Origin of the sequence: Asanoa ishikariensis (assembly GCF_900107455.1) — a bacterium.
GTDB lineage: Bacteria > Actinomycetota > Actinomycetes > Mycobacteriales > Micromonosporaceae > Asanoa > Asanoa ishikariensis.
Map to the genome: position 1 here is coordinate 2,059,142 of NZ_FNQB01000001.1, position 12,183 is coordinate 2,071,324.

General features: G+C 72.0%; 10 protein-coding genes and 1 pseudogene. 10 read left to right on the forward strand and 1 reads right to left on the reverse strand.

Annotation, left to right across the window (positions count from 1 at the left end; genetic code table 11):
- Positions 1-14: 14 nt before the first annotated feature.
- Positions 15-536 (forward strand): hypothetical protein, encoded by a 522-nt coding sequence (locus BLV39_RS09745; protein WP_143049710.1) that lies wholly within the window; start codon positions 15-17, stop codon positions 534-536.
- Between the two features lie 41 nt (positions 537-577).
- Here BLV39_RS09745 and BLV39_RS09750 read toward each other — a convergent pair whose 3' ends face one another.
- Positions 578-799, reverse strand: coding sequence for a DUF397 domain-containing protein (locus BLV39_RS09750; RefSeq protein ID WP_090789461.1), 222 nt, complete (start codon positions 797-799; stop codon positions 578-580).
- Positions 800-901: 102 nt separating this feature from the next.
- Between BLV39_RS09750 and pepN the strand changes: the two genes are divergently transcribed.
- The 9 genes and pseudogenes from pepN (at position 902) to BLV39_RS09795 (ending at position 12,117) form a co-directional block, all read left to right on the forward strand.
- Positions 902-3,385, forward strand: coding sequence for an aminopeptidase N (gene pepN, locus BLV39_RS09755; protein WP_090789464.1), 2,484 nt, complete (start codon positions 902-904; stop codon positions 3,383-3,385).
- 18 nt (positions 3,386-3,403) lie between these two features.
- Positions 3,404-4,015, forward strand: a complete 612-nt coding sequence (gene nadD / locus BLV39_RS09760) for a nicotinate-nucleotide adenylyltransferase (RefSeq protein ID WP_239083979.1) — start codon at positions 3,404-3,406, stop codon at positions 4,013-4,015.
- A 205-nt stretch (positions 4,016-4,220) separates the two neighbouring features.
- Positions 4,221-4,643 carry a ribosome silencing factor gene (rsfS, locus tag BLV39_RS09765; RefSeq protein WP_090789466.1) on the forward strand — a complete coding sequence of 141 codons (423 nt, stop codon included), beginning with the start codon at positions 4,221-4,223 and terminating at the stop codon, positions 4,641-4,643.
- Positions 4,640-5,263, forward strand: coding sequence for a histidine phosphatase family protein (locus BLV39_RS09770; protein WP_090789468.1), 624 nt, complete (start codon positions 4,640-4,642; stop codon positions 5,261-5,263). The genes rsfS and BLV39_RS09770 overlap by 4 nt, the downstream gene beginning before the upstream one ends.
- Positions 5,264-5,404: 141 nt before the next feature.
- Positions 5,405-6,247: a DegV family protein gene (locus BLV39_RS09775; protein WP_090789470.1), complete on the forward strand. Its 843-nt coding sequence runs from the start codon at positions 5,405-5,407 to the stop codon at positions 6,245-6,247.
- A gap of 199 nt (positions 6,248-6,446) precedes the next feature.
- Positions 6,447-7,295, forward strand: coding sequence for a helix-hairpin-helix domain-containing protein (locus BLV39_RS09780; protein WP_090789471.1), 849 nt, complete (start codon positions 6,447-6,449; stop codon positions 7,293-7,295).
- Between the two features lie 416 nt (positions 7,296-7,711).
- Positions 7,712-10,099, forward strand: coding sequence for a ComEC/Rec2 family competence protein (locus BLV39_RS09785; RefSeq protein WP_425304692.1), 2,388 nt, complete (start codon positions 7,712-7,714; stop codon positions 10,097-10,099).
- A gap of 93 nt (positions 10,100-10,192) precedes the next feature.
- Positions 10,193-11,191, forward strand: a pseudogene (gene holA / locus BLV39_RS09790) (DNA polymerase III subunit delta); the annotation flags it as partial.
- 233 nt (positions 11,192-11,424) lie between these two features.
- Positions 11,425-12,117, forward strand: a complete 693-nt coding sequence (locus BLV39_RS09795) for a hypothetical protein (protein WP_090789477.1) — start codon at positions 11,425-11,427, stop codon at positions 12,115-12,117.
- The last annotated feature ends 66 nt before the right edge of the window (positions 12,118-12,183 follow it).

Here is a 12,183-nt window from a genome sequence, read left to right on the forward strand (position 1 = left end):
CGGGGGAGGCGGCGATGCGGGTCCAACATTTCCTTCTGGTGGTCGACCGGGCGCCCGGCCTCACCCAACGGCGCGGGTTGGCCACGCTGCCGGCGCCGCCGCTGCCCCAGGCCGGCGACGACGGCACGCACCGGCTGGCCTTCGACCGTCCCGCCGACGCGCTGGCCGACGCCATCGCGACCGCGATCAACGAGGTCGAGACCAGGACCGATCTCCACGTGGTACGGGTGGCCGACCGCGACTGGCTGACGCTGGCCGAGATCGGGGCGCGGATCGGTCGCTCCCGCGAGATCGTCCGGCTCTGGGCGCTGGGCCGGCGTGGTCCGGGCGGGTTCCCGGCGCCGCTCGAACCCGACCGGGACACCAGCTACTACAGCTGGGCGCAGGTGTCGCCGTGGCTGCGCGAGCGGATGGGCTACGACCTGCCCGACGACGAGCCGATCCTGGCGGCCACCAACCTGGCGTTGCAACTGCGCGCGCTGGCGCCCCGGATCCGCGACATGCGGCTCATCCGCGACCTGCTGGCCGCGGCATGAGCATTGTTCGTCGTCGGCCCAGTGTCGTCAGGCCGGCGTCGTCAGGCCAGGTCGAACTCGCCGTCGCGGGCACCGGCGACGAACGCGTCCCACTCGGCCTGCGTGAAGACCAGCACCGCGCCCTGCGGGTCGGCCGAGTTGCGCAACCCGATGAGGTCGTCGACGAACGCGACCTCGACCGCGCCGCGCTCCGCCGAGGCGTCGCCGTAGCGTTGCCAGTTGGCGCGCGTCAGGTCGAAGTCTCCCTTGGGATGGTGTGCCATCACGCTGCTCCTCGGTTGCTCGGGCCGCGGGGGCGGACAGTTAGGCTATACCGCAGCAGGGTGGGGTCGCCCGGTCCGCACACGTTCGTGCACGATAGGCGGATGCGCAGCCTGACGCAGCAGGAAGCGACCGACCGAGCGGCCGCGATCACCGTCGAGTCATACACGATCGACCTCGATGTGACGACCGACGACCATTTCCGGTCGACCACCACGGTGCGGTTCCGCGCGACCGAGCCCGGCTCCTCGACGTTCGCCGAGGTCAAGCCCGTGCGTCTGCACGCGGCGACGCTCAACGGCGCGACCCTTGACCCGGCCACGCTCGACGGCAACCGGCTGGCGCTGGCCGACCTGCGGGCCGACAACGTGCTCACGGTCGAGGCCGACATGGCGTACTCCAACAGCTCCGAGGGTCTGCACCGGTTCGTCGACCCGGCCGACGGCGGCGTCTACCTGCACGCGACGTCCTTTCTGGACGAGGCGCAGCGCATCTTCGCGTGTTTCGACCAGACCGACCTCAAGGCGCCGGTGAACATGCGGGTGACGGCGCCGACCGGGTGGACTGTGGCAGCCAACGCCGCAGTCGCGTCCTCGACGCCGAAGGGCGCGACCACCACGTGGGAGTTCGCCACCAGTGAGCCGCTGGCGACCTACTTCGTCACGGTGATTGCCGGCCCGTACCACGTGGTCCGCTCGGCGCACGACGGCATCCCGCTGGCGCTCTACTGCAAGGCCTCCTCGGCCGAGCACCTCGACAAGGACGCCGAGGAGATCTTCGAGATCACCCGGCAGTGTCTCGACAAGTTCCACGAGCTGTTCGGCTACCGCTACCCGTTCGGAAAATACGAGCAGGCCTTCGTGCCCGAGTTCAACGCGGGTGCGATGGAGAACCCGGGTCTCGTGGTGATCCGCGACGAATACGTCTTCCGGTCCGCGGTGACCGACTCCGAGCGCGAGCTGCGCGCCATCACGATCGCGCACGAGATGGCCCACATGTGGTTCGGCGACCTGGTCACGATGCGCTGGTGGGACGACCTGTGGCTCAACGAGTCCTTCGCGGAATACATGGGCATCCGGGTGACCGCCGAGGCGACCCGCTTCCGCACCGCGTGGACCAGCTTCGGCATGCGGCGCAAGGCCTGGGGGTACGAGACCGACCAGCGGCCGTCGACCCATCCGGTCGCGCCGACGAGCGTGCCGAACTCCGCTGACGCGCTGGTCAACTTCGACGGCATCTCGTACGCGAAGGGCGCCTCCGCCCTGCGCCAGCTCGTCGCCTGGGTGGGCGACGAGGCGTTCCTGGCCGGCATCCGGGCGCATTTCCAGACGCACGCGTTCGGCAATGCGACGCTGGCCGACCTGCTGGCCGCGCTGACCTCGGCGAGTGGCCGCGACCTGTCGGCGTGGGCTGCGGTGTGGCTGCGTGAGGCCGGCGTCAACACCCTGCGGGTTTCCGCGCCTGCCGGCGGCGGCGTCGCCGTGTTGCAGTCCGGCGACGTGCTGCGCCCGCACCGGGTCGCTTTCGGTCTCTACGACCGGGGCGAGGGCGGTGCGGCCACCCTGCGCCGCCGGGTCGAGGTCGATGTGGCCGGCCCCCGCACCGAGGTGCCGGAGCTGCGCGACGAACCGGCCGCCGACCTGCTGCTGCTCAACGACGGTGACCTGACCTTCGCCAAGGTCCGGCTCGACGAGACGTCGGCTGCGGCGGTGCCTGCCGTGTTGCCCGGGCTGCGCGATCCGCTCAGCCGGGCCGTCGTCTGGACGTCCATGATCGACGCCGTACGCGATGCGGAGCGCCCCGTCACCGACCTCGTCGACCTGCTGGTGGCGGCACTGCCGGCGGAGTCCGAGGTGATCGTGGTCCAGGACGCGTTGCTGCAGGGGCGGGCGCTGATCAACCGCTACCTGCCGCCGGCCGAGCGGGTCGCGGCGATGGCCCGCGTGGCGTCGGTGTGTGAGGAGTTGGTCGCCGCGCCCGATGCCGATGCGTCGCGGCGGCTGGCCGCGATGCGGTCGCTGGTCGACTCCAGTGTCGACGAGATGCGGCTGCTCGGCTGGCTCGACGGTGCGGGCGTGCCCGACGCGATCGAGGTCGACCGGGAGCTGCGGTGGCGGATCGTCCTCCGGCTGGCCGTGCTCGGCGCGATCGACGTCGACCGGATCGCGGCCGAGCTCGACGCCGACCGCAGCGCGACGGGGGCCGAGTGGGCGGCCCGGGCCCGGGCGGCACGCCCAGACCCGGCGGCCAAGGCGGTCGCCTGGCACGCGGTGATCAACGACGATCAGCTCTCCAACCGGCTGCTGGAAGCCAACGGCCGGGGTCTGTTCCAGCCGGAGCAGGTGGAGCTGACCGCGCCGTACGTCGAGCGGTATTTCCTGGAGATGCCGGGGGCCGCCATGCGGCGCACCCCGTACGCCGCCGAACGGCTCTCGGACCTGACATTTCCCCGGTACGCCGTCGAAGCCCGCACCCGGGAGCTGGCGGCGAAGATGCTCACCCGCGACGACCTGCCGCCGGCGCTGCGCCGGATAGTGATCGACAACGATGATGACCTTCGTCTCGCCCTGGCTGCCCGGGCGAGGTGACAGGCATACGATCCGGTCATGAACGCTGACGACGATCTCGGTGTCCGCCGGGTCGGGATCATGGGTGGCACGTTCGATCCGATCCACCACGGCCACCTCGTCGCGGCGAGCGAGGTCGCGGACAATTTCGCGCTCGACGAGGTGGTCTTCGTACCCACCGGCAACCCCTGGCAGAAGGACCGCCGTGAGGTGTCGCCGGCCGAGGACCGCTACCTGATGACGGTGATCGCGACGGCGTCCAACCCGCGGTTCCACGTCAGCCGGGTCGACATCGACCGCGAGGGCCCCACCTACACCGTCGACACCTTGCGCGACATCCGTGCCATGTACGGACCCAAGACACAGCTCTTCTTCATCACCGGCGCTGACGCGCTCCAGCGCATCCTGTCGTGGAAAGACACCGACCAGATGTTCGAGCTCGCGCACTTCGTCGCGGTCACCCGGCCCGGTTTCACCCTCCGCACCGACCATCTGCCGGCCGACGCGGTGTCGATGATCCAGGTGCCGGCGATGGCGATCTCCTCCACGGACTGCCGCACCCGGGTGGCCGCCGACAAGCCCGTTTGGTACCTGGTGCCGGACGGAGTCGTCCAGTACATCGCCAAAAGGCACCTTTACCGCGTCGCCTGACCCGGCCCTTGAGCGTCGGTTGAGCACCTCGAAGTCGGGGTCGTAAGGCCGTCGGGGCGGTGGTGTCGGGCGTGACGATTGTGGCTGGCTGGACCGTCGATAGGTGCCGCGGTGCGGGGGTGTTGCCCCGGCCGAGGACGCTTGAGCGGACCACGGTGCGGCATGTGAGAGGCTTGAAGGGAATGTCGTCAACCAGAGGAGCACGGTGACCGCTTCCGACCGCACGCGCGAGTTGGCGCTCGCCGCCGCGCAGGCCGCAGCCGACAAGAAGGCGCAAGACATCGTCATCATCGATGTCGCCGACCAGTTGGTGATCACAGATGCCTTCCTCATCGCCTCCGCGCCCAACGAGCGCCAGGTTCTTGCCATCGTGGACGCGATCGAGGAGCAGCTGCTCAACCTGCCCGAGAAGGCCAAGCCCGTCCGCCGCGAGGGTGAGCGGGCCGGCCGCTGGGTGCTGCTCGACTACATCGACCTGGTAGTGCACGTCCAACACACCGAGGAGCGCGAGTTCTACTCGCTCGACCGGTTGTGGAAGGACTGCCCGACCATCCCGTTCGTCGACCGCGATCTGGTGCCGGCCGCCCCCGCCGCCGCTACCGGCGACGAGGCGAGCCCGGCCGAATGACCAGACTGCTCGTCTGGCGGCACGGCAACACCGATTACAACGCGGGCGGCCGCGTCCAGGGTCAGACGGACGCGCCGTTGAACGCCCGTGGCCGCGACCAGGCCGCGGCGGCGGCCGCCCTGTTGGCCTCCTTTCATCCCGATGTCCTGGTCAGCAGTGATCTGTCGCGGGCGCACGACACGGCATCGGCGCTCGCGTCGCTGACGGGTCTGTCGATCACGCCGGATCCGCGCCTGCGTGAACGCCACTTCGGCGAGTGGCAGGGCGCCCTGCTGACCGACATCGAGTCGCGGCACCCCACCGAGTACGCCCGCTGGCGCGCCGGCAACCCATCACCCGGCTGCGGCATCGAGAGCCTGGACGACCTGGCCAAGCGGGTCGTCGAGGCCCTCCAGGACGCCGCCGACCTCGCGCCCGGCGGGACGGTCGTGGTGACCACGCACGGCGGTGCGGCCCGGCAGGGTTGCGGAGCGCTGCTCGGTTGGCCCAACGAGGCGACCCGGACGCTGGGATCGCTGCGCAACTGTCATTGGACGGAGCTGACCGACCGCTCACGCCGCGTAGGCGGAACCGGTTGGCAGTTGACCGCGCACAACGTGGGCGTCCCGAGCCAGAACTGACCGCCCGCCGGGCACGTGCTCGGCGTCCGCGTCTGCGGTTAGTCAGGGTGGTTGAGCTTTGTCGGATTCGTCTTCGGTCACAGCTGAACCTTCTTCCTGGCATCGTCGGCGTGGCCGGCTGATCTCGGCTAACGTGCCGGCATGTCCGTAGCGGTCGTCACCGACTCCACCGCCTACCTGCCACCGTCCGTGAAGGCGGCGTTGTCGGTGGTGCCGTTGACCGTCGTGATCAATGGCGTCGAGGGTTCGGAAGGCGTGGACGTCACGCCCGCCCAGGTGGCCCGCGCCCTCGGCGGCCGCCGGGTCTCGGTCAGCACCTCCCGTCCGTCACCGGCCGCCTTTGCCGCCGTGTATCAGCGTCTGCTCGACCACGGCGCCTCCGCCGTGGTCTCGGTGCACCTCTCGGCACACCTGTCCGGCACGATCGAGGCCGCCCGGCTGGCCGCGGCCGAGCTCGGACCCGCCGTATCGGTCGTCGACGCGAAGTCGACCGGCATGGGCCTGGGCTTCCCCGCCCTGGCGGCGAGCGCGGCGGCTGACGCCGGCGCCGGCGCCGACGAGGTCGCTCGCGCCGCCGTCGAGACCGCGGAACGCACCTCGACGCTGTTCTACGTCGACACCCTGGAGTTCCTCCGTCGAGGCGGTCGCATCAACGCCGCGTCGGCGTTGCTCGGCACCGCTCTGTCGGTGAAGCCGATCCTCCACATGGTCGACGGCAGCATCGTGCTGCGCGACAAGGTCCGCACCGCCAGCCGCGGGCTCGCCCGCCTGATCGACCTGGCTGTAGAAGCCGCCGGCGACGCCGATGTAGACCTGGCCGTGCACCACCTCGACCGGGCCGAGCGCGCCGAAGAGCTCGCCGCGACCCTCACGGAGCGGCTCGGCGACCGCCTGCACGACTGCTATGTGACGGAGGTCGGCGCCGCGGTGGCCGCGCACGTCGGCCCCGGCCTGGCCTCCGTGGTCGTGCACCGCCGCCCGTAGCCGCCGCCCCGCGGTCGCCGGTCAGCCGGCCCTGCGGTATCGATCGAGACCATGACCTGGCTCCTCCCTCTCGTTCGCACTGGAGACCCAGTGTCGACGAAGCCGACCAAGATTTTTTGGTTGTCCACAGGACGGAGTTATCCACAGGCTGCGATGGATGGCACACATCGGGTGACTCGATCGTCCTAGCGTCGCCCGCGTGTCCGATGACGAGACGCTCGTACGCCAACGGTTGGCACGGCTCCGTGCCGAGCCGAACCCTGCCGACCCCTACACGGCACTGACCCGGCCGCTACGGTCGCCGTTCGAGGGCCTCGACGACCCGGCGACGTTCGAGACCACGTTCCCGCACCCCGCGCCGCCGCCGAGCCCGCAGCCGGAGAGTCCACGGCCGGAGGGATTTGGTCCGGACCCACAGCCGCGGGTGCTCGGCGGCGCTGGTCACTTCGACCCCGGCCGGCGCGGCGTCAAGGCCTTGGCCGTCGTGGCCGCGGTGGTGGCGCTGGTGGCGGCCTTCTTCGCCTACCGAGCGCGCCCCAAGGTCGAGCCCGTCGCATCCGTCTCCCAGCCGCCGGCGGCCGATGTCGTCGCCGCGGCGACCAGCGGCGCCACCGAGATCGTGGTCTCGGTGGCGGGCAAGGTCCGAAATCCGGGCCTCGTGCGCCTACCGGCCGGCGCGAGAGTGGCCGACGCGGTGGAGGCGGCCGGCGGCACGACGCCCGGCACCGACCTGGCTTCAATCAACCTCGCCCGCCACCTGACCGACGGCGAGCTCGTCCTCATCGGGGTCACGCCGCCACCCGGCGTGGTGGGCGCCGCGCCCGCCGGCGGCACCAGCTCCGACAGCGCGGCAGACGGCAAGGTCAACCTCAACACCGCGACGCTGGCCGAACTGGACGGCCTGCCCGGCGTAGGTCCCGTCCTGGCCCAACGCATCCTCGACCACCGCACGGCCAAAGGCGGCTTCAAGTCGGTCGGCGACCTACGCAATGTCGACGGCATCGGAGCCAGCCGCTACGAGGACCTCAAAGAGCTGGTGACGGTGTGACCAGCCGCCCGGATGACCCGCGGGCCCGGGACGAGCGCCCGCCTCCGGACCTGCGCCTGGCCGGTATGGCCCTGGGGACGTGGCTGACGGCCCTCGCCGCGCTTTACCTGAGCGCGCGGACCGGCGCTCTCGTCGCGGTCGCAGCGGCGGTGCTCGCGGCGTTGTTGTACCTAACTCGGGGCGGCTTTCACCGCCCGTGGATCCGTGGCAGCGACCGCGGCGTCAGCTCTGGCTACTCGGCGGACGGCCGCGACGACCCGGCGGAGGCTGCCGCGCGCGCCGGAGCGGGCGCCGGGCCTTGGCGGCTCGGGACCGGTCTGCGGTCGACGTCGGCAGGGAGAGCCGACTGGCTTGAGCGACTCTCGGGGCTGCTACGCGTCGCGGGAGAAGGGTCGGTGGATCGGTCGACCGCTGCGGTGGGTGCGGGCCGGCGTGGGCGGTTCTCGCGGCAGCTAGGCGTCGCGGGGGACGGGTCGGTGGATCGGTCGACCGCTGTGCTGAGTGCCTCCTGGCCCAAGCGGTTCTCGCGGAGGCCACGCGGCGCGGTGAAGGGGTCGGTGGATCGGGCGACCGCTGCGTCGAGGGCTGGCCGGCTTGGGCGTCCGTTGCGCGGTGCGGGGGACGGGCCGGTGCGGCGGCGGATCGCGATCGCTGTCCTACTGGGAGCCGTCTGTGGGGCGGGCTCGACCGCGGCGCGCGTTGCCGTCCGTGACGCGCCGGCCCTCACGGCGCTCGCCGACGAGCGGACGTCGGTGGTCGCCGAAGTCGTCGTGCGCGACGATCCGCGGCTCGTCGGTGGGGCGAACAGACCGATGTACGTCGTCGCCGCGGAGCTACGTCGGCTGCGGCCGATCACCGACGACCAACGCCAGGTCGAGGTCCGCGCCCACGTGCTCGTGCTCGCCACCAACGGGGCGTGGGGTGAGCCGTTGCCGGGTCAGCGGGTACGCGTCGAGGGCAGACTCGACCGCCCACGAGGCGGTGACCTGACCGCGGCGGTCATCTCCAGCGGTGCCGCCCCCGAGCTGGTCGGGCGACCGTCGTGGGCGCAGCGGGCAGCGGGTTCCCTGCGGGCCGGTCTTCAACGCGCCTGCGCCACCCTGCCGGCCGAAGCGGGCGGTCTCCTACCTGGCCTGGTCCTCGGCGACACCAGCCGACTCGACCCCGCGGTGGCTGACGCCTTCAAGACCACGGGCCTTACGCATCTGACCGCCGTTTCAGGTGCCAACGTCGCGATCATCATCGGCTTCGTGCTGCTCGTCACCCGCTGGTGCCGTGCCGGTCGGTGGACCTCCGCGATCCTGTGCGGAGTCGCGCTGGTGGGCTTCGTGATCCTGGTACGTCCGTCGCCGAGCGTGGTGCGGGCTGCGACCATGGGCGCGATCGGGCTGATGGCGTTGGCGAGCGGACGGTCCCGTGCGGCGGTGCCGGCGCTGGCGGCCGCGATCGTCGTGCTGGTCGTGGTCGACCCCGAGCTCGCCGGCGACGCCGGCTTCGCGCTGTCGGTCCTCGCCACCGGCGGCCTGCTCCTGCTCGCGCCGAAGATGCGCGACTGGCTACGGCGCCGGCGGGTGCCGCCGGGCTTCGCGGAGGCGCTCGCGATCCCCGCCGCCGCCCAGGTGACGTGCGGTCCGGTCGTCGCCGGGCTGTCCAGCGCGGTCAGCCTGGTGTCGATCCCGGCCAACCTTCTCGCCGCCCCGGCCGTGGCGCCGGCGACCGTCCTCGGCGTCTTCGCCACCATCTGCTCGGCGGTGTGGCCGGCGGGTGCCGGCTTCCTCGCCTGGGTCGCGCACTGGCCCGCGCGGTGGCTGGTGCTGATCGCCCGTCACGGTGCGAGCACTCCGATGGGCAGCCTGCCCTGGCCGGGTGGCGTGGGCGGCGGGCTGCTGCTGGGTGCCTTGACCGTTGTCTTGCTGATCGCCCTGCGTCGCCGCCTGGCCCGGCGGCTGGTCGCCGTCGCGGTGGTCGCGGCCGTCGTCGGCGCTCTGCCGGTGCGGGTGCTCACCAGCACCTGGCCGCCCGCCGGCTGGGTGATCGTGGCGTGCGACATCGGTCAGGGCGACATGGCGGTGCTGGCCGCGGGTTCGGCCACGGCCGTGGTGATCGACGCCGGGCCGGATCCGGCGTCGGCCGACGGCTGCCTCGACCGGCTCGGCGTGCGCACGGTGCGCCTGTTCGTCGTCAGTCACTTCCACGCGGACCACATCGGTGGCATCGAGGGGATCGGTCGGGGCCGGCGGATCGAGGCAGTCGCCACGCCACGGCACGCGGAACCGGCCGCCGGGCGGGACCAGGTCCTTAGCGCCGCGGCGGAGGCCGGTGCGACCGTCACCGTCGTCGACGCGGGGCGGCGACTATCGGTGGGCGCCGTGGACCTCGTGGTGTTCGGGCCGCCGGTGGAGATGGCCGGAACACGGTCCGACCCCAACAACAACTCACTCGTTCTCCGGGCGACCGTCGACGGGGTGGGCGTCATGCTTCCCGGCGACGCCGAAGAGGAGGAGCAGCGGGTGATCATCGACCACTTGGGCGGTGCCGCGCTGCGCGCGCAGGTGCTCAAGGTCGCCCACCATGGATCCGCCTACCAGGAGGCGTCGTTCGTCGACGCGGTCGATCCGGTGGTGGCCCTCGTGTCGGTCGGCGTCGACAACGGTTACGGCCATCCAAACCCGGCGCTGCTGGCCCGGCTGACGCGTGGTGGCGCTCGGGTAATGCGTACCGACCTGGCCGGTGACCTGGCAGTCGTCCGGAGGGGAGGTGGTCTGGCGGTCGTGGCATCCGGTGGGCCTCGCGGGAAGCACTGATCCCGTGTACGGGATGATCGGCGCAAGGTGGCACAGCTCATGTCGCACAGTAATTTGTCGTGATTTGCGGTTGATGAGTGATCGACAACTCATATGGGTGAGGACGTTCGGTCCGTCAGGGGCGCATGCGAGTATGGCCCGGTGACCGGCGGCCTTCCCTCAACTCAACTCGTGCTCGGCGACGAGGAACTGCTGGTGACGCGTGCCGTCGAGAAGGCGATCGAAGCCGCCCGGGCGGCTGACGCGTCGACCGATGTCCGGCAGTACGAGGCCAACGCGCTCGCAGCCGGTGAGCTGGACGAGATGATCAGCCCGTCGTTGTTCGGCGGCCGCCGCCTCCTGATCGTGCGGGGCGGCCAGGACGCCCGCAAGGACGTCGTGGCGGCGCTTCTCGACTACGTGAAGCACCCGGATCCCGAGGTGACCCTCGTCGTCACCCACACCGGTGGCGGCCGGGCGAAGGCGCTCGCCGAGGGGCTTCGCAGCGCCGGCGCCGACGTGGTGACCGCGGCCAAGCTCAAGTCACATCGCGACCGGGTGGCGTTCGTCCGCGAGGAGCTTCGGCGGGGCAGCACGCGCGGCTCCGAGGAAGCGGCCGAGGCGTTGCTCGCCTCCGTCGGCAACGACCTGCGGGACCTGTCGGCCGCCTGTTCGCAGTTGCTGGCCGACGTCGAAGGCCGGATCGACGCCGCGACCGTGGCCCGTTACTACCGCGGGCGGGCCGAGGTGAGCGGCTTCACGGTGGCAGACGCCGCGATGGTCGGCGACGTGCCCGGCGCGCTCGAGGCGCTGCGCTGGGCGCTGCACGTCGGCGTCGATCCCGTGCCGATCGCCGACGCCATCGCCGACGGCATTCGCACGGTCGCGCGGGTCGCCTCGGCGGGGCGTGGCAACTCTTACCAGATGGCGAGCACGCTGGGCATGCCCGCGTGGAAGATCGAACGCGCGCAGCGCCAGGGCCGCGGCTGGACCCCGGAGGGCCTGGTCGTCGCCATGCGCGCCGCCGCCGACTGCAACGCCGCGGTCAAGGGTGGCGCCGACGACCGGGGGTACGCGCTGGAACGCGCTGTCTTCGCCGTGGTCGCCGCCCGGTCCGCGGAATCCGGCGGCAGCGGCAGCGGCTCCGGGTTCGACGCCGAGGGCGGCCCAGGCCGCCGACCCGACCCGTCGGGCCGGTCAGGCGGAGACTCGGGCCGGTCAGGCGGAGACTCGGGCCGGTCAGGCGGAGACTCGGGGCGGCCGATGGACGGTCGCGCCGCCGCCCGCGCGGTGGCCGCGGGTCGGGGCGGTTCCGTGGCGGACGGCCGACGGCCGGGCGGTGGCCGATGATCGCGCGGCGGCTCACGGCCCAGTTCGCGCCGGCCGGTGGGGAGAGCGGGCGCCCGTTCTACGCCCGCGCGTTGCGCCTGCGGCACCTCAACCCGAGTTCCACGGTGTGCTTCGTCTTCCTGGAGGGCGCGACCGCGTTCGCGGTCATCCTGGCGCTGGCCGAGCTGATCCCGATGTGGGGCGTCGTCCTGCTGCCGATCTGCATCGCCGCGATGGTCAAAATCAACGACCTGGTCGCCGGCGCCGCGGTCAAGGCCGCGGCGACCCGCACCGGCGGCGCGTCCACCCGGCGCCCGATGCGCCCCTTCCGCACGATCGGCCGCGCCACCGTCCCGGGCGGTGCGGGCACCGATAACGTCGGCCGCGTCTACCGCTCCACTGTGCCGGAGACCGCAGCCACCCCCGACGCGGCAACCGCCAGCAAGGAGAGCCGAAGCCGCCCGGCCCCTTTTGACGACGATGACGACTGGGACGACGAACCCGAGCCCACGGAAGCCCGTCGCCGGCCGCACGGCGGCGTCATCCCCGCGGCCCGCCCCGCCAACCCGGCCGCGGCCGTCAACTCGCCACCCGTCGACCTCGACCACGGCAAGGCGGCCCGCACCGCCACGGCCCGCGAGTGGGCGGCAGACGTCTTCGACACGCCAACCCAACGCGCCCGCCACTCCGCGACCCGCCGCTACGAATAACGCCGGCCGCGAGGCCTGACGTAGATACCGCCTGGCGACCCAAGGTCCGGCATACACGTCAGCGTG

Coding starts and splice junctions, on each gene's coding strand:
- BLV39_RS09750 (WP_090789461.1), bottom strand. CDS start 799: ATGGCACACCATCCCAAGGGAGACTTCGACCTGACGCGCGCCAACTGG.
- BLV39_RS09745 (WP_143049710.1), top strand. CDS start 15: ATGCGGGTCCAACATTTCCTTCTGGTGGTCGACCGGGCGCCCGGCCTC.
- BLV39_RS09795 (WP_090789477.1), top strand. CDS start 11,425: ATGATCGCGCGGCGGCTCACGGCCCAGTTCGCGCCGGCCGGTGGGGAG.
- BLV39_RS09770 (WP_090789468.1), top strand. CDS start 4,640: ATGACCAGACTGCTCGTCTGGCGGCACGGCAACACCGATTACAACGCG.
- BLV39_RS09775 (WP_090789470.1), top strand. CDS start 5,405: ATGTCCGTAGCGGTCGTCACCGACTCCACCGCCTACCTGCCACCGTCC.
- pepN (WP_090789464.1), top strand. CDS start 902: ATGCGCAGCCTGACGCAGCAGGAAGCGACCGACCGAGCGGCCGCGATC.
- nadD (WP_239083979.1), top strand. CDS start 3,404: ATGAACGCTGACGACGATCTCGGTGTCCGCCGGGTCGGGATCATGGGT.